This window comes from Sulfurovum sp. UBA12169 (assembly GCA_002742845.1).
Taxonomy (GTDB): Bacteria; Campylobacterota; Campylobacteria; order Campylobacterales; family Sulfurovaceae; genus Sulfurovum.
Genome location: DLUH01000005.1, coordinates 356,540 through 377,960 on the forward strand (window position 1 = coordinate 356,540; position 21,421 = coordinate 377,960).

General features: G+C 40.3%; 16 protein-coding genes. 4 read left to right on the forward strand and 12 right to left on the reverse strand.

The genetic code is table 11. The annotated features are described in order from the left end of the window. Nucleotides 1-121 precede the first annotated feature (121 nt). Nucleotides 122-1,093, forward strand: a complete 972-nt coding sequence (locus CFH81_06770) for an iron-sulfur cluster assembly scaffold protein NifU (protein DAB39917.1) — start codon at nt 122-124, stop codon at nt 1,091-1,093. Between the two features lie 35 nt (nt 1,094-1,128). On the opposite strand, the gene CFH81_06775 is transcribed toward CFH81_06770, so the two are convergent. The 6 genes from CFH81_06775 to CFH81_06800 all read right to left on the reverse strand — a co-directional run bounded on the left by CFH81_06775 (nt 1,129) and on the right by CFH81_06800 (nt 7,626). After that, on the reverse strand, nt 1,129-1,344 hold the full coding sequence (locus CFH81_06775) for a hypothetical protein (protein ID DAB39918.1): 216 nt from the start codon (nt 1,342-1,344) through the stop codon (nt 1,129-1,131). Nucleotides 1,345-1,507: 163 nt separating this feature from the next. Then, entirely contained in the window at nt 1,508-2,326 is an 819-nt protein-coding gene (locus tag CFH81_06780) for a CoA activase (GenBank protein ID DAB39919.1), read from the reverse strand. Beyond that, nucleotides 2,323-3,600 carry a 2-hydroxyglutaryl-CoA dehydratase gene (locus tag CFH81_06785; GenBank protein DAB39920.1) on the reverse strand — a complete coding sequence of 426 codons (1,278 nt, stop codon included), beginning with the start codon at nt 3,598-3,600 and terminating at the stop codon, nt 2,323-2,325. The genes CFH81_06780 and CFH81_06785 overlap by 4 nt, the downstream gene beginning before the upstream one ends. Further along, nucleotides 3,593-4,576: a 4Fe-4S ferredoxin gene (locus tag CFH81_06790; protein DAB39921.1), complete on the reverse strand. Its 984-nt coding sequence runs from the start codon at nt 4,574-4,576 to the stop codon at nt 3,593-3,595. Before CFH81_06790 ends, CFH81_06785 begins: the two co-directional genes overlap by 8 nt. Beyond that, entirely contained in the window at nt 4,566-6,953 is a 2,388-nt protein-coding gene (locus tag CFH81_06795) for a hypothetical protein (GenBank protein ID DAB39922.1), read from the reverse strand. Before CFH81_06795 ends, CFH81_06790 begins: the two co-directional genes overlap by 11 nt. 10 nt (nt 6,954-6,963) lie before the next feature. Further along, a complete protein-coding gene (locus CFH81_06800; protein ID DAB39923.1) occupies nt 6,964-7,626 on the reverse strand; it encodes a hypothetical protein in 663 nt (220 codons plus the stop codon). A 332-nt stretch (nt 7,627-7,958) separates the two neighbouring features. Between CFH81_06800 and CFH81_06805 the strand changes: the two genes are divergently transcribed. From CFH81_06805 to CFH81_06815, 3 genes are all read left to right on the forward strand, one after another. Beyond that, nucleotides 7,959-10,778 carry a hypothetical protein gene (locus CFH81_06805; protein ID DAB39924.1) on the forward strand — a complete coding sequence of 940 codons (2,820 nt, stop codon included), beginning with the start codon at nt 7,959-7,961 and terminating at the stop codon, nt 10,776-10,778. A 78-nt stretch (nt 10,779-10,856) separates the two neighbouring features. Then, the gene (locus tag CFH81_06810) at nt 10,857-12,572 is read left to right on the forward strand and encodes a TIGR01212 family radical SAM protein (GenBank protein ID DAB39925.1); all 1,716 of its coding nucleotides are present in this window, start codon (nt 10,857-10,859) and stop codon (nt 12,570-12,572) included. Between the two features lie 63 nt (nt 12,573-12,635). Further along, complete coding sequence (locus CFH81_06815; GenBank protein DAB39926.1) at nt 12,636-13,721, forward strand: sodium:proton antiporter; 1,086 nt, start codon at nt 12,636-12,638, stop codon at nt 13,719-13,721. Between the two features lie 58 nt (nt 13,722-13,779). Here CFH81_06815 and CFH81_06820 read toward each other — a convergent pair whose 3' ends face one another. The 6 genes from CFH81_06820 to CFH81_06845 all read right to left on the reverse strand — a co-directional run bounded on the left by CFH81_06820 (nt 13,780) and on the right by CFH81_06845 (nt 21,378). After that, the gene (locus CFH81_06820; protein DAB39927.1) at nt 13,780-14,997 is read right to left on the reverse strand and encodes a molybdopterin oxidoreductase; all 1,218 of its coding nucleotides are present in this window, start codon (nt 14,995-14,997) and stop codon (nt 13,780-13,782) included. A 10-nt stretch (nt 14,998-15,007) separates the two neighbouring features. Beyond that, the gene (locus CFH81_06825) at nt 15,008-15,571 is read right to left on the reverse strand and encodes a molybdopterin oxidoreductase (protein DAB39928.1); all 564 of its coding nucleotides are present in this window, start codon (nt 15,569-15,571) and stop codon (nt 15,008-15,010) included. A 2-nt stretch (nt 15,572-15,573) separates the two neighbouring features. Continuing rightward, nucleotides 15,574-18,063: a thiosulfate reductase gene (locus tag CFH81_06830; GenBank protein ID DAB39929.1), complete on the reverse strand. Its 2,490-nt coding sequence runs from the start codon at nt 18,061-18,063 to the stop codon at nt 15,574-15,576. Between the two features lie 151 nt (nt 18,064-18,214). Continuing rightward, complete coding sequence (locus CFH81_06835) at nt 18,215-19,357, reverse strand: cytochrome C (GenBank protein ID DAB39930.1); 1,143 nt, start codon at nt 19,355-19,357, stop codon at nt 18,215-18,217. A gap of 156 nt (nt 19,358-19,513) precedes the next feature. Then, a complete protein-coding gene (locus CFH81_06840; GenBank protein ID DAB39931.1) occupies nt 19,514-19,891 on the reverse strand; it encodes a hypothetical protein in 378 nt (125 codons plus the stop codon). Between the two features lie 20 nt (nt 19,892-19,911). After that, complete coding sequence (locus CFH81_06845; protein ID DAB39932.1) at nt 19,912-21,378, reverse strand: sulfide:quinone reductase; 1,467 nt, start codon at nt 21,376-21,378, stop codon at nt 19,912-19,914. Nucleotides 21,379-21,421 lie beyond the last annotated feature (43 nt).

Consider the following 21,421-nt stretch of genomic DNA (forward strand, 5'->3'; position numbering starts at 1 on the left):
TCATGGCAGACGGGTCACACTTAAAGATAAATCTTTTGGCAAAGAGTGAAAATATCAAGACAGGGTCGACTAAAAAAAGAGGCCTGGGCCTTTTTAAAGAAGAAAAAATAAAGGAAAAATCATGGGAATGGACAGTTTAATCGGCGGAACCATCTGGTCTGAATACAGTCAAAAAGTGACAGACTCAATGAATAACCCAACACACAAGGGAGAAATCACCCAGGAGCAGGCAGATGCGATGGGAGCAAAGCTTATCGTAGCAGATTTTGGTGCTGAGAGTTGCGGGGATGCGGTAAGACTTTACTGGGCGGTTGATCCCAAAACCGACATCATTCTTGATGCCAAATTTAAAAGTTTTGGATGCGGCACAGCAATTGCCAGCTCTAATACAATGGTAGAGCTATGCATAGGTAAAACCGTTGATGAGGCGGTAAAAATCACAAACATTGATGTAGAAAGCGCGATGAGAGATACGCCGGATGTTCCTGCCGTACCGCCTCAGAAAATGCACTGTTCGGTTATGGCCTATGATGTAATCAAAAAAGCGGCTGCGCTCTATAAGGGTGTAGATATGGCGAGCTTTGAAAACGAAATTATCGTCTGCGAATGCGCCCGCGTCAGTCTCTCTACTCTCAGAGAAGTCATTCGCCTTAACGATCTTACGACTGTTGAGCAGATCACAGATTATACCAAAGCGGGGGCTTTTTGCAAATCATGTATCAGACCCGGGGGGCATGAAGCAAAAGATATCTATCTCGTTGACTTGCTCGAAGAGTATGAAAAAGAAAAAATGGCTAAGGCAGCGGATGCTTCTGCGAGCGGGGTAGCTATTGATTTTGCTCAAATGACAGTCGTTCAAAAATTAAAAGCTGTGGATAAAGTAATTGATACAAATATCCGCCAAATGCTCATTATGGACGGCGGGGATATGGAGATTTTGGACATCAAAGAAAACGGTGCGCACTTTGATATTTATATCAGATATCTCGGTGCATGCAGCGGCTGTGCGAGTTCATCCACGGGTACGCTTTTTGCGATAGAAAATATTCTTAGAGAGAAACTTGACGAAAATATACGGGTTCTTCCTATTTAATTTTTACTTTACTCCTCAACGTTTGCTTGGGGAGCCTACCTTCTAAAAAGTCTTAGTATGCTTCTTGCAATGACAAACGGAATATAAATAATCAGGGTAAAAACCAGCGGATGCATCGCGCCTATACCGTATGCTCCCGCTGTCGGCAATGCCATAATATGCTCAATAGGATGATCTATCCACTCTTTAAAATGCATCCCGACCGCCAAAAATAAAAATATCCCGATAAATATGCTTAATTCTTTTTTCATCACAACTCCTTGAAAACAATCCCGTAATCATATCGAAAAATATACTTATAAAAGCTACAATTAAAAGCGGCGATAGACTTCTGCTGCCGATGCTGTGTTTAATTGTAACTATTTTCTTGGAAGCCGGATGAAACCATTTTTTCGAAACATATCCCTATGCAGACTAAAACTCACGCTCAATTTCCGGCATACTTCTAAAAGCATCGCATGCCAAAACGGCAGCACCGAAAGAGGTCGTAATTTGCGGATATTTGGGTACAAATATCTTTTTTCCGAGTTCATTTTCGATGGCATGAACCAGTCCGGCATTCAAAGCCGGTCCGCCGTCAAAATAGACAGTTTCTTTGATGCCGACCCTTTTAACCAGCTTCACGATTCTTTTGGCAATAGAATAATGAACTCCGGCCACGATATCCTGGACACTGTGGTTGCTTCCCAGCAGTCCGATGATCTCCGATTCGGCAAAAACTGCACAGGTGCTGCTGATCGAGAGGGGAGTTCCTGTTGATTTAAAATGATAGTCGCTAAGCTCATCAACACCTATCTCCAAATTCATTGCCACCACATCCAAAAATTTTCCGGTTCCTGCGGCACAACGGTCATTCATCGCGAAATTTACCACATTGCCTTCATTGTCCAGCGAAATTGCTTTGCTGTCTTGTCCTCCGATATTGATGATTGTTTTTATCTCTCCGTATTCTCTTGCCGCCTCTTGTGCCCCTATCGCGTTGGCAGTAATTTCGCTGATGTTTTCATCTGCCTCTTTAAACAGTTTTCTGCCGTATCCGGTTGCGACAGTATATGCGATTTTATCCCGGCTGATGTTCAATTCATCCAGCAAACTTTGCAAAGTTTCTTTGGCATATTTATAAAACATGCTCCCGCTCGCATTGATTTTAAATCCGACCAAACGTTTATTTTCATCCGTCACGGAAACCTTGATCGCCGTTGAGCCGATATCTATCCCTACAAAATAGTTCACTTTTTCATTCTCCGTCTATTTTTTAACGATTCCACAAATGCTTCCACCCTTGTTGTAAGCTGCCCCTGCTGCGAGGGACTGTAATCACTTTCGATATATAAAATCGGAATCCCATTTTTTTCCATTGCTGCAAGAACACTTCTTTGCTCCATTTCATACACTTGGCATCCGGCAAATGCCTGATAAATCACTCCATCGGCGTTGTAACTCTTAAAAAGATCAACTATTCTTCTGATTCTGTCATCATTTTTTGAAAAAATAGGACAAGTACACCCCTTTAGATATTTGTCTGCTATCGAATCAATCATATCATTTAAAAACCACTCATCAACACTTACCCTGTCATTAAACATCCTGTTTGAACTGCACGTTTCATCCGCAACGATAATGGCATCTGACTGTTCAACAATCAAAGGAATTTTATAGTTTGGAAAGATAGGAGGTGAGCCCGTATAAACAATTCTCGGACTCATTTTGCCGCCGGCATGCATTTGATTTGCGGCTCTTTGTTCTGTTTCTTCTATAAGCTTTTCAACAGCCTCTATCCAGTTGTCTATTTTGTCAAAGAAAAAAGCATTGGTAACCATAAACATATCTTTGCCTAAAATAGGAACGGTATTGTTTTTTCTAAAATCATTGAGTCTATGATAGAGCGTTTGGGCATATCCTATTTTTCGGATGGAGGCTTTAAGATTTTTCTTTGTTAGTTTCTTGCCAAGATTTTTGGACAGATCGCTGCTAAATCTTCGTATACTTCTTCTCCAGTATTCCCTGCTTTCTTCACTCTCTTTTGTTCTTGGAAAATCTACATCGACTACCTCATAACCAAAATTTTCTATGATGGCTCCCGCTTTGGTTTTTTGATCACAGGTCGTTGGAGAGAAAATGATATCGGGTTTATCGCTGAAATTTTCCGAAGCCAAATGGCCCACTGTTGCTTTTACGAGCGGGCAGGATTTCGAAGGCATCAAATCACTTCCTATCTCATCATCCGTATAAAACCCATTGCAAAGTCTTAAAGGAACAGCATCGAGCGCATAGATGATCTCAGAAGGTATCTGAATGCACATGGTGCCGATTTTCACTTTATCGGCATGCAGTGCTTCTTGCTTGCAATACACTTTTTCAAATAAGTCATAAAAATAATTCATCGCTTTTGGCGGTTCTTTAAACTCTTCCCTAATGATATTGAGTACTTTTACCGCTTCCATGGCCTTATGTCTGTTTTGTTTTTGCTTGGGTGTTTCTATTGTATGTTTTACATTATCAATCATTATTCTTCTCCGGCTTTTCCATGCCCATTCTTTTCGCAAAGCCTTCTTTTGTGGAACTAAATACCCTCATATTCAAAATATCCACATGCAAAGCATCATCTTCGGGACACGCAGCCACACATTTCATACAAAACATGCAATCATCCCTTAGGATATTTGTACTTATGACATCATCGGCGATATCTTTGATCTGCATGTCGCACACCCTATAGCAATCTCCGCATTTAGTACATTTGTCTCCGTCCTTTCTAAGCTTCAAAAGCGACAGATCAGACAACGTATAATGCAGTGCGCTCATAGGACAAAAAAAGCAAAAAAATCTTTTTTTTATAAAACTTCCCACAAAAAATATTGCGGCGAACAAAACCCCGATTGTCGTTAGGATCATGGAAGTAACCGTCGAAAAATCGATTTTCCATTGGGAAAAATCTCCTGAAAACATCGGGGAGATGACGCGCGCAGGGCATATCTGGCAAAAAGCGCCCGACCATTCCCTTCCCAAGACCCCGATCCCCATCAGCAAAGGGATCACAATGACGATGGCCAAAAAAATGTATTTGATTTTAGAGAGCTTTTCAAACTGCGTCTGAGAGTAGGTGCCGTATCTGATCCCGAGTTTTTTTCTCAATGCCGTTATCCAGTCTTGCAAGGTGCCAAACGGGCACACATAGCCGCACCAGGCTTTATTTAAAAAGACAAACCAGGCGATAAAAGTCAGCAATCCCACAAGCACCGAAATAGCCGCAGCCCCAAAAAGCACATTTGCAGGCATGGCAAGCTGATGCTGCAAAGGCATAAAGTAGCAGGTCGCTCCCGTTTCGCTATTGTACGGACAGGCAAATATCGGGATGCTTGAGCCGAAATCTATCAAAACATATCCGCCGTACACAAAGAGTACAAACATGGACAGCTGTATCCAAAATCTTACTTTGTTTAGGGGCATAGTGTTGATCATACGTCTGATTTTATTTTTCATCATATCGAACCTCAGAAAAGGGTTTTGTTCTGTTTCTTCTAAACCTGTATGCAATAAAAGATGCCAGCAAGAGTGTCAACATAGCGATTATCAAGCCATCTTTGTACGATTTGTATTCATTTTCGTTTGGATAAAAAGAAAGAGGGTATGTTAGTGTATATTTTGTTTTGCTATAATTGACACCGTTTAAAATACCGCTGCTGTTATCATCATATGACAAAGAAATTAGCAGCATCCCTTTGTGTCTTTTGTCAAATTCTGACCATTTTGGAAAATAATCTTTTATGATATTAAATGCTGCGATTCCCTCTTTGTCTGTCTTCAAATCTTTTGTCCACCCTGTATCTACAGATACTTTTATTTCGGCATTGGCCAACGGCTTGTTATTCAAAAGGGCTTTAAACCTTAAAAGATCTCCGCTTGAATGGGTATAGAAAAAACTGTCCTCTTTTTTATCTCTTACTCTGATCAGATCTATTTTATTTTTATCTCCAATAAACGGTTGGCTTTTGCGCGGCTCATATACATCCGCAAGCCCATGGTTTCCGTTTAAAAACTCCAACTTTGCGCTTTTGTAATGCAATGTATCTTCTTCAACTTTTGAACTATTGAAAAATAGATTATAATATCCGTTATGCGGCATTTTAAAACTATAAGAAGCACAATTATTCTGTATGGCGGTGCTGAGTGTTGCCTCTTTATTAAAAGTATCATAGAGCGATAATTCTCCGTCCGGTTTTCCGATACACGTATTTTGTCCAAAATTTTCACCGTAAACCAGCCATACTTTTTGGGTCGGCACTGCCATAGGATTGCCGCCGTGCATTCCTCCCCCATGAGAACCCTGGGAGTTGGCTCCGGGATCACTGCAGGTAAAATAGATCAAATCGGTTGTTTTAATCATACGTTTAAAATCCAAAACCTCACTGTTGTCATCTGCGGGTTGTGATGCGGATTTTACAAAAGAAGGTCTTTGCGCTATGCTTTGCCCGCCCATATGATGGGAATGACCTGCTGCTTTGACACCATACACGTTAAATACATATCCTCGGTAAATATTGATGCCTATAAAAAATATCACCAGCAATGAAGCAAAAAAATAGCCGAATATTTTTCTCATTCTTGTACTATCGATCAGCTTTAATCTTTTATACAGAAGTATCAAAGTCCAAACCACACCGATCCATCGCAGAAATCCAAAATAGTGAAGCCAGGCATCACCTCTTTTGGCCAGCGGCGCGACATCGGCAGCAAACCCGAAAGCCTGCGCAAATCCTTGGATAAGTGTCGCATAGTCTTTTATAAAAAACATCTCCAGAGTATGTCCCAAAGACCCCAAAATGAAAAGCGGCGCAAAAGCATATCCTAAAGTCGAAAAAGTGGTATTAAAATCTTTTTTAAGCACTAGGGATGCAAGCCACAAACCGAATACCGCAAAAAATACGCTCAAGACTATCGCATAAATAAAAGCAAATCCGACACCGTATTCACTCATTCCTAAAAGAACAGCTGTTTTATTCCATATCATATCTTGCGCTATAGCGCTTCGCTCCAATCCATGTGCAAACGTCATAGAAACAGGTATAGCCGCCAAAATCAAAATAAATGCCCAAACCTCAGCATTGAGAGCTTTGAATTTTTTTTCCAGTATGTGTGCGGGCTTTGTCAATGTAAACTTTACCGCCTCGCAAGCGTTTGCACACTCCATACACAAAGTACAGTCATCGGTATGGTTTTTTGCGGCAAACGAAAAAGGCTTGAGATGATACGGGCACGAAGAAGCGCATTCAAAAGTTGTACACTCCTTGCAACTCTCCGTATAGGTCTCCAGTTTGGTAAAAGAGAGTTTATCATACGCTCTGCACATTGTCCCGATAGGACAGATATATTTACAATAGCTCATATCTTTGTACATATAATAAACAACAAATGCAACCGCGGTCATACCGGCAAACAAACCGGCTGTCCCAAGCGGGCTTGTTAAAAAGTCAGGGAACAAATAATAGGTTCCCCACCATCCGAAAATCAATAAAAAAATTCCTATATACCTGTTTTGCATCCATTTTGGCATCGTTTTTTTTAAACCCAAAGAGGTAATATATTTGCCCAAAAACCCATGCGGACAGATCCCGCAAAATATTCTTCCGAATGTCGGAAGCGTCAACAGCATAAAGAGCGGCCAAAACAAAACCCAAAAAACGGCGCCGGTAAAAATATTCTCTTTGGCGGGGTTCATAAACCCATAAAAAACGGCATAAAAAAACAAGAGCGCAACAGCGATCCTAAGCCCCAATAAAAATTTCTTATTTTTAAACACAAATCCCAAAATGGGCCTGTTGAAAATATCATTTTTGTCTCTTTTTACAAAATTAACCATTCTTTGCCTTTCAAAGTATGAGGTGGCCGTTGAGTATTAAAACTCCGGTGATAAATAAAAGCAGCGCAGCTGCGACCTCAATCATTTTTACATAGGTTCTAAACTCCCTCAGCAGTCCCCTGATGATATTGGATAGAAAAAATCCGTAGAATAAAAAAGGGATCAGCGCCGCTCCGACTCCAAAAGATATCCCCATACCCGCAGCATTTGCTAGTGTTTCGCTGCTTGCGGCCAGTGCGACAAGAGTTAGGACGGGTGTGCACGGGTTTAACGCGACCATTGCACCGATTCCAAACAGTCCAAACCTACTTGCGGAGCGTTTAACCCCAATTGGGGGAGCCAAAGAGCAGCTTTTTTTATTTTTACGAAAAATCCCATAGAGCATAAAAAGCCCCATCATCATCGTAAATATCCCCAGTATCAACTGAAATATAGTATTGTCATCCAATATCGCTTTGATCAAGCCTGCACTGCTTAGGGCAACAACAGAGATCATTGTGTATGAAAAAATTCTTCCCAAGCTAAACGGCAACACTACGCCTATGGATTGTTTTACGGTAGCGGAATCATTGACCAAAAACGGGCTCAAAAAAGGCATACACGTAAACATGCATGCCGTACTGCCGTAAGACAATCCTATAATAAACAGCGAAAAGTATGAAAACGTCTCCACTTTTATCTCTTACTGTTTCTATTCATATGTTAAATCCAATACACTATCCTCTATTCGGACCTGCCGCAATTTCCGCAACTTTCAACATCTAAAATTTGTAAAGCCTGATTGTTTTACATTTACCGTTGCCCCAGATTAGACATGCATTATTTCCAAAAAATGTTAATTATCTGTTAAGCGAAAGGGGGATTTAAAATATAAAAAATTATAGAATTTAATTATAAAAATGATGCTATAATCATTTGAAATAAAAGTAGGGCTAATTTACTAGACGTGTTTTTGATCTCAAGATCGCCTGAATAAAGAGCGTGCGGGAGAGTGTTTTTCATAAAGTGGAGTTGGCAAAAAAGGGCATAATGCATTCATCAAAGTTGTTTGATCCGGCTGTCCGCTTAATAGGCAATATAAAATATACGCGAAAGATCGCGCTGGCAAGTTTTATCTTTTTTCTTCCTGTTCTTCTGCTTCTCTTTCTTGGCTATAACTATCTGGGAAACCAGTATCTGGCGATTCAAAAATTCCAATCCCGGCTTCACTACAACCAAAAGGTTCAGGGATTTTTTGAATATATTTTGCTCGAACGGGGAATGATGGCAGCCCTTGGGCACGGCGACAATACCTACAAGCGGCACATCCAAGCCAATTTTTCCAAGATAGAATCGGCCATGGCCGCCGTAGATGCGCTTTCTGCCCCAACGCCGCACATCAAACAAGAATGGGAGAAGATAAAAACCGAATGGGCGCTACTTCGGCAAGAGCTATGGAACCTTTCGCCGCAACAAAATTTCGACCGCCACACCGATTTAGCCGATCAGGTTCTGCATTTGACACAAGATACCGATGTCGATCCGGAACTTATCAACAATACTGATTTGAGTATAACACATCTTGCCGAGATTCTCAACGAACATCTCCCTGCACTGGCGCAGGAGGCAGGAAAAGCCCGTGCGATAGGCACGGCTGTGATCATGAAGCAGTCGATGTCTCTTGAAGAAAAAAGAGCGGCTACCCTACTCTACGGCACAGCCCAGTCTCATAAAGCCGGAATCGAACACGCTTTTGAAATTACCTGCAAATCTCAGCACGATATCTGCCGCGCCATTTCCCCTTTTATTGAAAAGATAAAACACAAGACTGACCGCTTTGGCGACAGGTTTGTTTTCGAAATTATCAATACCGATCATTGGTCTCTTGATGCTAAAAACTATTTTGATGAAGCAACGCAAATTATCAGTCACTATTTTGATACATATGATGCCGTTTTTGATGCACTTCAAAAACATTTAAGCAGCCAACTTTCCCTTTTGGCCAAACAGATCATTGCCATAAGCATTATTGCTGCTGTCATGCTGATTTGTTTGATCTATTTTATGATGGGGTTTTATTTTTCTTTTATAAAATCGCTTAAAAGCTTGACAAAGGCATCCCAAATGATCGCTTTGGGCAATTTTGGCATCTCCGTCCCGATCCAAACGCGGGATGAAATGGCCGATGTCTCGTACGCTTTTAATGAGATGGGCCAAAAAATAAAGCAAACTTTTGCCTTTTTGGAAAGCTACAAAAAAGCGATAGATGAGAGCAACATCGTCTCCATTACAGATATTGACGGCAATATCACCTATGCCAACGACCAATTTTGCAAAATAACAGGATACACTCGCGAGGAGCTCATCGGCCAAAACCACCGCATCCTCAAAGATCCCGCTACCCCGGACAAAATCTACGAAGAGTTATGGAAAACGATTCTTGATAAACGGGTCTGGTCGGGCATCTTGAAAAATATCGACAAAAACAAAAAACCTTTCTATGTCGATGCAACCATTACTCCCATCATAAATGCTGAAGGAGAGATCGTCGAATTTGCAGCGACACGGCACAATATCACCCAACTGATTGAGCAAAAAGAAAAACTTGCCCATCAATTATATACAGACTTTTTGACAGAACTCCCCAACCGTTTAAAGCTATTAGAAGACCTTAAATATACCCATAGATCATCTATCTTGGCGCTGATTAACATTGATCGCTTTAGCGAAATCAATGAATTTTATGGCACTGATACAGGAGATGAAGTTCTTATACAGATGCGTGATCGTATCACTTCTTTTCTCGAGGGAGCTTCTTTTAAACTTTACCATATTTATGCGGACGAATTTGCTCTTCTAATTGAAAAGCACGATTTGCAAAACTATGACAAAAATCTTCTTGAAATGCTTCATAAACATATCGAATTGCATCCTTTTCTCATCCAAGGCAATGCCATCATTGTTGGTATAACACTAGGAGCGATCGACCATACCGATACCAAACACTATCTCCTAACCGATACTGATATGGTACTGCGCCATGCCAAAAAATCCCAAAAAAATATTTTGATCCTTTCAGAGGTCGATACCATCAAAGAAGAGATTGCACACAATATTGAGTACATTGGAAAAATCAAAGAAGCGATGACGGCCAATCGGATTATTCCTTATTTTCAGCCCATCGTCAACACTGCTTCGGGCACAATAACCAAACATGAATGCCTCATGCGCCTTATAACCTCCGAAGGAGTTGTTGTTTCTCCCTCTTCCTTCTTAGTCGTAGCAAAAAAGGCCCATCTTTATACCAATTTAACAAGGATTATCATCGAGAAAGTATTCGCCGTTTTTGAGAACAGAGAAGATGAATTTTCAATCAACCTTTCAGTCGATGATATTATGGATTCTGCTACCGTTGAATTTATTATGGACAAAATAGAAAATCCAAAATTTAACCGTCGCGTTATCTTTGAAATTACCGAATCCGAAGAGTTTGAAAATTTTGAAGAGGTTCGCCGCTTTATCAGCGAAGCCAAACGCAGAGGTGCCAAGATCGCCATCGATGATTTTGGCAGCGGCTACTCCAACTTTGCCTACTTGATACATTTGCAAGTTGACTTCATTAAAATTGATGCTTCGCTGATCAAAAACATCGACAAAGACTCAAGCAGCCGCATTATCGTCGAAACGATCGTTACCTTTGCCAAACTGTTGGGGATCAAAACCATTGCCGAATTCGTTCACTCTCGCGAAGTTTTTGAGGTTGTTCAAAAGATTGGTGTTGATTTTTCACAGGGGTTTTATTTTTATGAACCACAATCCAAACCATCGCAAACAGATCCTCTTTAATGCCAAAATTTTTTAATACCATTTTTACAATGGGTTTGTTATAATCTTTTATCTAAACACCCAAAGGCTTGCCATCCTATGCTCAAAGAGAGCCTGCCATACTATTCCTACCGTGATTATTTGACGCAAAGATACGGCGAACCTCTTTTTCGTGTCCCCATCGATCTGGAGCTTGGCTGCCCCAACAGACGGCCCGATGGATCGGGGGGATGTACATTTTGCCCCGAAAACGGTGCCAGAGCCGTTCAAACGCTCGATGTCAGCGGCACTGAAGCGCAGTTAGCGGCGGGGATTTCCTTTGCAAAAAGGCGCTACAAGGCACGCCGCTTTATGCTCTATATCCAAGCCTATACCGGCACCTTCGCCTCTGTTATCGAACAGAAAAAAAAATATTCCGAACTCCTGGAAGCTTATCCTTTTGATGCCATCAGTATCGGCACCAGGCCTGATTGCCTCTCAAAAGCAACACTCGAGTACCTTGAGGAACTCAACAAAACACTCGATGTTTTTGTCGAGCTTGGCGTACAAACGATCCACAACAAAACTCTTGAGCGCATTAACCGCCAGCACGACTGGCAAGCAAGTCTTGATGCCATTGCTGCGCTCAAAGCCCACAATATCAAAGTCTGTGCGCATATCATTGTAGGACTGCCCGGCGAAGATCGCGAACATTACATCCAAACAGTCAAAACACTTGCTTCGCTCAACCTTGACGGCATCAAAATCCACAATTTGCATATCATTAAAAATACCCAGCTTGCCAAAGAATATCTTGCCCAACCGTTTCCTGTGATGGATGAGCATGAATACGCCCAAATCCTTATCGAGCTTATCCGCCGCTTACCCCCCGACTTGCCATTGATGCGTTTTGCAACCGATACTCCCGAAAAAGAGATTGTTGCGCCAAAATGGCATATGAGTAAAGGGCAGTTTTCGGAATATGTCACAGAACAGATGAGATTGCGCGGCTACCGCCAGGGAGACCTTTTTGAAGCAGGAAATGAAGAGCCCCAATCGCTTATGCCAACTGTTTTTGAATGCAAAGACGGAAGCTATACTTTTTGGAACGAAATGTTCCGTGATTATTATCACCCAAGATCGGGAGCCAGAAAGCAGGCCGCCGAACTTTTTTTGCAAGAATCTTCATTAAGAGAAAGGCTAAAAAACGGACCTGTGCGACTGCTTGATATCGGATTTGGAATGGGGTACAACAGCTTGCTTGCATGCGAAATGGCTCATAGCTTGGCACTTCACCCCCTCGAAATTCACGCCGTCGATCAAGATCGCAGGGTTATTCTTCAAAGTGCGGATATCATAAAAAATGTTCTTGATGAAAAGCTGGCATGGGCGCTGATCCTAAAAGAACTCTACAAAAACGGTATATACACTTCAGAATACTTTAATATAAGTCTCCATAACAGCGATGTCCGATATGCTCTTGAACAGCAAAAGGGGGAGTTTGATGTGATCTTTTTGGATCCGTTTATCGAACGGTCCAACTGTAGAATGGTAACACTTGAACTTTTTAAACATTTAAAGAAAATTCTTAAAAGCGACGGGGTGCTTGTCTACTCAGGAACCCATACGGCGTCTCTTTCGGCTATGGCTGATGCAGGTTTTTGTCTCACCGCTGCCGGCAAACCAAAAAGTGATATACACGGCATTGTTGCCAAACACAAGGGGCCTTCTTTGGAATGCAAAAACGTCCTGCCTTACCGCGACCCCTATGGTGTCTGGACGGACCGCAAGATCCGCCAGTACCGGGAAGAAGAAATCAAAAAACAACAGCACTAACTGTATCATTAGCAACCTATAAACATATAACGCATACCCATATTTTAAAAAGGTCCGATAAACATGATAAACAAAAAACTAATTGAAGAAAAACTCTCCAAAGTAATTTATCCCGGTTTTGCTAAAAGCATTATAGATTTTGGTTTTGTTAAAAATATCACCGTTACAAATAACAAAATTGATATACACTTGGATATCCCCTCTTCGGCACCGGAAATTGAAACGCAATTGCGAGAAGAAATATATAAAAGAATCTCTTTATTGGGAGATTTGGAGATAGATATTCTTATCACAAAACCAAAAATACCCAAAGAAACAAGTTCACATGGTAAAAATGTACTTCCCGCTATTCAAAATTTTATTATGGTCAGCAGCGGAAAGGGAGGTGTGGGAAAATCTACAACCTCGGTCAATCTTGCTATTGCACTCGCACAACAAGGCAAAAGAGTCGGCCTGCTCGATCTGGATATCTACGGGCCCAATATCCCGAGAATGATGGGGATAGAAGGAAAAGAACCTGTTTTTCTGGGCAATAAAATAAAGCCTATTGTGGCACACAATGTTCAAGTGATGTCTATTGGTTCGCTTGTCGAGAGGGGTGCTTCTCTCATCTGGAAAGGTGCCATGGTTACACAAGCGATTGAGCAAATGCTAAAAGATATTTTATGGAACAAGCTTGATATATTACTCTTTGATATGCCTCCGGGCACAGGTGATGCACAATTGGCCCTGGCGCAAAATCTGCCTGTTACGGCCGGGGTGTGCGTTACAACGCCTCAAAAAGTGGCACTTGATGACACTATCAGGAGTATGGATATGTTCGCCCAACTTCATATTCCTATCGCCGGAATTGTTGAAAATATGAGCGGTTTTATCTGTCCTGATAGCGGCAAAGAGTATGATATTTTTGGCAAAGGCACTACAAAACCGCTTGCTGAGAGTTATCATACGGAAATTTTGGGAGAAATTCCTCTTGAACCTGCCATTAGAGAAGGGGGCGACAGCGGTCTGCCGATCACTGTTTTAGCACCCCTTTGTGAAACATCCAAACGGTATCAAACAATCGCTGCTAAAATTTGGGAAATAGTGCTCAAAATAAACGAAGAAGGCGGCGTGAATAACGAAAAGATACAGCCTACTGTCTTTTAGGCTAATTAATTTTATCTCTCTTTGCACCCTCTTGAAGGACGGTGCAAAGATTTTTTATTTAATGGTGTTCATCTGCATCAAGATTGAAGAGTTTTGTACCTACATAATAAAGCAAAATACATAAACCAAGCCCTCCAAGCGAAATCATAATTTCTGTAACACTTGGAAAATAATGAACCCATGACGGAGCAAGTTGATATTCAGTTATTTTCATCATCTGAAGCGGTTTAAGCTGCGTATCATGCACCAGATTGTATCGCATAAAAAATACCCCTACCATGCCGCTAAGTGATGCCCAAAACATACCTGTAAGATTTTTTCCCATATCTTTTAAAATGATAAAAAGAGGGATCAGCATAGCCAAAACCACCTCTGCCCAGAATGTCCAAGAACCCAAAATATGTATAGCAACATCTGCGCGGTTTGGCATATCTCCGTAAATATCGGTTAAAAATTTCCAAGTAACAAAGAAAATCAAAATGGAAATTAAAAGCGCTTGAATTTTTGCCAAATTGGTGAGCATCACTTTTGCATTTTCCGGAAACTGCAACTTGTATCTAAATCCCATCATAATAAAGGCAATAAAAATTCCTGTAATAAATGCGGTTAAGATAAAATAAGTCGGATAAAATACCCCGTTTGAAATAGTTCTAGCATTTAAAAATCCAAATACCCCGCCAAGATTTGAGTGTGCCGCAAGACCCACCAAAAGTCCGGTTAAACCGAAAAATTTTGCCATTTTCATATTGTGCTTAAGTAAAAAGACAAACTCAATAATCATAAAGGTCAAATAAAGCCCATAAAGAGTTCCCATCCACCAAATAGCACTGGTAAGTCCCGGAGAAAGAACATTGTAAATGAGCATGGTAACAGGATGGCCGATCTCAAAAGCAATAACTGCAAATCCTGCCATAATGGTAACAATAGACCCAAAAATAGCCCTTTTTGAAATCATCTCATAATCTTTAAATCCAAAAACATCCCCCAAAGACCCTACAATACAAAGTCCGGTTGAGCTCACAACAAAGAAGATGTATACTGCAATCAGTAGTCCCCACGGATGTTCTCTTGTTACGTTATAGGCATGATGTCCATGCATAAGATATGTTGCCACACCCAAAACAAAAAATGCCAAAAAAGCCAGTGTGATAACTGCCACAAGCATATTTCGCGGTGTCTTTTCAAAATTCAATAAATCTTTTATTCCTATCTTATTGAAAGGAATCGTAGCGATAAACTCTTTTATACTCTGTTTTTGTTGAATAGTTTCTGCCATAAATAACCCCTTATGTTAGATAGAATAATTTTGGTTTGGTACCAAGATGTGATTTAAGACTAAAATGTTCTCTAGTTCTAAGCAGTTCACTGATTTCACTATCGGGATCATCAAGATCGCCAAATGTTCGTACTTTCGTAGGACAGGTATTTTGGCATGCTGTAGTGGTTTCACCTCTTGCCAATCTTGTATCGCTACAGAAGTTACATTTATCGACTGTCATGGTTCTATCATCCACATATCGCGCATCATAAGGACATGCGTTCATGCAGTAACTGCACAAGATACACTTCTCTGCATTAACCCGCACTACCCCATTTTCATCATAATACGTGGCATTCGTAGGGCATACCTCTTGGCAGGGAGCATCATCACAGTGCTGACACTGACTGGGCTCAAAACTACTTGAAACGATACTAAGAAACGGGTATTCGCCCTCTATCTCTTTCACTCCTACCCAAATTCTATGTTTATCTGCGCCCATAAGAATCCCATTTTCTTCTTTGCAGGCAACTTCACATGCTTTACAATTAATACAATTTTTATAATCTAAAGCCATTCCATATCTTGCCATGATTACACCTTTCTTATTTCTACATTTGTTTCATGCATCGATGCTGCACCATAAACAGATTCAATAATGTCTTCAATGACAGTATTGTCGTTTCCGCCATTTTTATAAGCCCATGTCAAAGCCTCACTCTCTGCACCAAAACCATGAATAAAGAAGACTTGGTTGGGTGCAATTTTCTCTGTCGGGTATGCTTTAATGGTTACAGAACCTGTTTTGCTTGAAATTTCAACTCTATCGCCAAAAGCGATACCTCTCTCTTTTGCTATACGCTTATTGATCCAAATATAATTCTCAGGCATTAAATCTCTCAGTACAATATTGTTGGCTGTACCGCTCTGTGTAAATTGAGCATGACGGCCCGTTAAAAGTTTAAACTTTCCTTCCGGTACACTAAAGAGATACTCATCTTTCCAGATCGGCATAGGATCAACGCCTTTTTTTGCCAAATTGGCCAAATTACACTCTACTTTTTGTGATGGCGTCTTAGGTTTCCCGCCATTGACACTGTAGGCTTTTTCTTTTTCCGGATAATACTGAAATTCATTGACAGAAAGTGCTTTATAAAACTTATCCATATTTGGATAGAAAACACCATCTTTATTGAGTACCTCAACTGCTTCTTTGCCATAAACACTCTCGACCATATGAGCATTGATCTCCTCTTGAGAATGCTTGAAAGGTTTAGTTAAATCAAACTCTGCATAGACTTCTGCTTCCCTTTCTTCTTTTGTCATGGTTGCAGCAGTTTTGGTAACATTGCCATCTTCTCCGACAATCTCTTCCTCGCCGAGATTGGCAAGTTCATCCTGCAAATCTTCATCATGCTTTTTAGAAATTTCAAAGAGCGGTTTGGAGATTTTCTCGGTAAGTCCTCTCATGATATCTATAACGGGCTTTGTTTCAAACATAGGATCAACTACTTTATTGCGTTGAGCAATAGCAGGCTCAACCCCGCCAAACGTATTTACCGGATCAGTACGCTCCAGATAAGTACACTCCGGCAATACTACATCTGCATACATCACGGTATCACTTGGCATCGTATCAATTGCCACTACAAGCTCCATTTTTTTAAGCATCTGAGCTGTTTTTTTTGTATTTGGCATATTCATCATCGGATTGTGTTTATAGCAGAACATGCCTCTCACTTTATATGGCATTCTGTCTTCCAAAAATCTATTTCTCCAGCCGATCCACGACCCCCCATCGGTTACAACAGCACAATCGGCATAACCGCTGTGTCCCTTCTGGGACTCACTGCTATCCACTGCACGCGCTTCAGCTCTTCCATAAATAGGTTCCAATCCCTCATGTGTTCCCAACTCAAGTCGTTTGCCAAACACAAGTCCGCCTTTTGTATCAATTCCTCCGCCTAGTCCTTGGAAGATTGCCATAGCTCGTCTAAGTTGGAAATCGTTGTTGGAAAAAGTGCTTCTTCTGCCGGGATAGTAGACTGCCTTAGGAGCATGTGCCATAAACTCTCTGGCTATCTGATAGATATCTTCGGCTTTAATATTTGTAATCTTTTCAGCCCATTCTGGGGTATATTGATTATCTATAACACTTTTTTTATACTCATTAAACCCATTAAAATTTTCAGCCACATAAGTTTTATCATAAAGCTCTTCGCTCAGAACAACATATGTTAGAGCCAAAACAAAAGCCAAATCGGTTCCCGGATTGATTGCCAGCCATTTATCCGCTTTTGCTGCTGTATTGGTAAATCTAGGATCAATACAAATCAGTTTAGCGCCTCTGCCTTTTGTGCGTTTGAAAGCATCCATGGTATCAGGAGTCACTATTGCTTCAGCTCTGTTAGCTCCTGCCATAATAATATACTCTGCATTATCCAAATCTGCCTGCGGATATGCGCCCAGTGTAACACCGTATGCTGAAGCTACTGTTTGCAAACAGATTGAAGAGTGATTTAGCCAGTTGGCTGAACCGAATGCAGAAAAAAAGGTTTTAAACGTATGTTCTGCCATCCCTTCTCCCGCACAAAACAGAAATGAAGAACGGTTATCTTCCTCTTCATCCAATATCTTTACCACGCCTGGGAACTTATCGGTTCCATTTAAGATGGCTTCGTAAGCTTCATCCCAAGAAACACGTTTGAATTTACCCTCCCCTTTTTCGCCAATACGAATCAGCGGATATTTTAAACGATCCGGATCATATAATGCCTGAATTCCAGCATTTCCTCTGGGACACAGCATATTTTTTGATTTTGGAAACATGGGGTTTGGATCTAACTTAGTTACCACTCCATCTTCTACTCTAGCGATGGCTGCACATTTATTGACACACATTTCACAGAGTGTAGCAATATTTTTTACCTCTTTTGCTGCACCTGTTTTTGTGGTGATAGTCAATTTTTTATCATGTGCATCATTGCTTGCAAAAAGGTTTGTTGCACTCATTGTTGTTCCGCCGACAACACTCATTGCAACTGTCCCTTGAAGAAACTTCCGTCTCGACATTTCAATTTGCATAAACGCTTCTCCTATAGATAGTATTGACGAATAAATAGGAGTAAATCCCTCCTATTTATAAGCTTATGTTATATATTATAACAGTTTTACTTATAGAAATATAATTTAAATCAAGAAGCGGTCTTTTTTTATAAATTATGAGAATTTTTTATTAAATACGATTTTGAGGGCGGTAGATTATATTCATATCATCTAAATTGCCATATTCAAAATCTTTATGACAGGCAGCGCAATTGGATTTGTCTTTGATTTTCTTTTGTTTATAAACACTCATTGGAATATCTTGGTGCGTTTTTCTCCAATAAGGAGTTTTGGTTATTGCCTTAGGACGTAATTCCCCTAGAGAATCTAGCATCTTTACTGCTGCTTCGCGAGTACTGCTTTCTGCAGCATTTTCAACTAAAAATGTTTCAATAGCGAATTGTTGTGATTTGGTAATATTGGCTTCAGTGATCTCTTTGCCAAAATGATTTTTTAAACCTTTCATCACCCTCTCCCATGATTCTTCGGGAAGTAAAAATGGGGGATAAGCCGCATGACAATCTCCACACTTATTCACATAAAGAGAATCTGTTTGATTGTAGTCTATATTGGTAAACTTTTGGATCGTTAAAAAATTATAGTTACTGCTAATAATAAAAAAATACGTTGCTGCTGCAAAAAATATCATAAAAAAAGCGAAAAAATTTAAAGGACGGCTTACTTCCGTATCTTCGCCTTCTGTCTTTTTGTAACCGGTGATCATCGCAAACACCATATGTGTTTTATGCCAAAATTGTTCTATCATTACTCCGGATATATGTAAAAATACCCAAAAAAGAAAAAGATAAGAAGCATATTTATGAATAAAATCCAAATGCCAAATATAAGCAGAATACTGATCATTTAAAAAAGAAAAAACACCCAATGCCTCCTGAATTCCATAAAGCAATAAACCAGAAACAACAATAAAACTTCCGACTCCCAGTGCCCAAACGGTAAACCAGCTTGAAGCAGGATTATGTCCCGCAGGTATCTTTCTCCATCTATTTTGTATTTTTTCAACAAAATAGTATTTTAATTCTGAAGGCTTAAGTTTAAAAGTATTAAATGTAGCGTATCTGGGACCTATCACGCCCCAGATAATTCTGTAGATAATCATGATTAGAAAAATAAAACCAAAAGCAACATGGCTATGCAGTTGATTTTCGTAAAAAGAGGTGATAAAAGCGGCAGTAAATGAAAAAGCGATCATCCAATGGATAATTCTGGTGCCAATAGGCCAAACAAATACATACCCCGGCTTTTTATTCATTCTATTTTCCCATAATATATCATTATCAATTTCATAAGGTTATCATAATTTTATGTAAAAAGGGATGTAAAAACGTAGAAATTTAAATGGGGTATAAGGCATAGCAGAAAGAAAAGCAGAGAAGGAATATTTTCTCTGCTTTTATGTTAATATTTTTTATTGATGAAATTTATCAACTATATATTGGGCCATTGCTTCAGTATCGTAATCCATACCTTTTTCACGAATCTTCTTCATGTTATGTTCCATTACTTCATGTTCCGTACCGGCTGAATGTCCGCTGGTACCACCCATTTTAATATCCATAATACCCATTCTTAGTTCTTGATAGCTTTGATCATTAAGTGCAGGTCCTTTTTTCTCAGGTACACCTTCTCCATTTTTCCCATGACATTTTACGCACATTTGATCATATACTTCTGCGGTACTATATTTATATGTCACTACTTCTTCTTTTTGTTCCTCTGTTTTTTCACATCCTGTCGTTAACAGTAGAAGTGATGCCCCAAAAATTAGCGCTGTTATTTTTCTCATTCTTCTCTCCTTTAAATTTCTTATGCTCTGCCTGAAAGCATACCGTATTGAGTCATTGGCTTAAGTGCATAGACTTTAAGTAGCCACCAAATCCATCTCTCTTGCGCAGGATCAAGCGGGAATGACGGTGTTGGCTTACCTGTCCAGTTAAATTCAGCCAACATTACTGTACCAATAGAAGTAATCAATGGACAAACAGTATAGCCGTCATATTTTGACGGAAGCTCTTGTTTGCCTTCCATGACAGCAATTAAATTTTCTACTACCACTTTGTATTGCTTTCTCGCACTTCCGCCTGTTTTACCCATCGGTACTGCTGCAATATCTCCTAATGCAAAAATATTAGGAAATTTCACATGCTGCAGTGTCTCTTGATTTACCGGAACCCATCCCTGTCCTGAACCGATAGGAGATTTAGCTATCTCTTCTGCGGCTATCATAGGTGGTGTGATATGCATGAAATCATAAGGCACTTGTACTTTTTCACTTGCGGGGATCATTTCATACTCTTCAAGGTCTTCGTCCCATTCCCCTTTTTCAAGCCAATGCTTTTTAAAGGTTGCTATCTTTGCAACAGGATCCACACCAATCAAGTTATGTTTGAAGTTGTATTTCATATCTCTTTGAGCAAACTGTTCAATCATCGCCGCATTATATTCCGGTACACCAAAAAGTTTATCCCCGTTAGGATAAAGTGTCAACTCAGCATTTTCTCTTGCTCCTGCCTCTCTAAGTCGTGCATCTGTAAGATACATGATCTTTTTAGGTGCACCGCCGCATTTAATAGGGGTATCAGGATCGGTAAAAATCCCTTGAACTTTCTTACCGCTTTTGGCTTCGCTTATAAATTTTTGCATCTGTGTCCAAGTATCAGTAGCACCATCAGCAAAATAGATAGAAGCTATACCGTTTTGGCCAACTACTTTTCTTGCGGCACTGCTGTCCCCTCTTGATGTGATAGTTTCAGTCACACCTAAACCTTCCAATCGCGCAAAATCAAGTTTAAGTCCGGCTGCTACAACCATATAATCATATTTGATCTCCTTGCCTCCGCTGGTTTTTACACTGTTTTGGTCAGGATTGAATTCTACTGCTTTTTCTTTGATCCAATTTACACCCTCTGGCATAAAATCAGCTGTTGTATATTCAGTATCAGCATCATTCCAAACACCGGCACCTACAAGTGTTTGCCCAGGTTGATAAGAGGCTGATTTCTCATTTGGCTCAAGTATAGTAATATCCGGCTCATCAAGTGAACGCATAAGTAAAGCAGCTGTTGCTATACCCGCTAAACCGCCCCCTACGATCAAAATCTTTCCCTTAGCGCTTGAGCTTGCAGCTTTTGCTTCAGTAACTACGCCGCTTCCCATCATCATGGCGGCTCCGCCCATCCCGAAAAGCTTCATTGCATCACGGCGAGAGATCCCCTTCTCTTTCAGATGGGCATCAATAAGCTCCATACTCTCTTCTATCATTTTTTTATCCATTAGTAACTCCTTCTAAAAAATATAAATAGATTTTACATCAAAA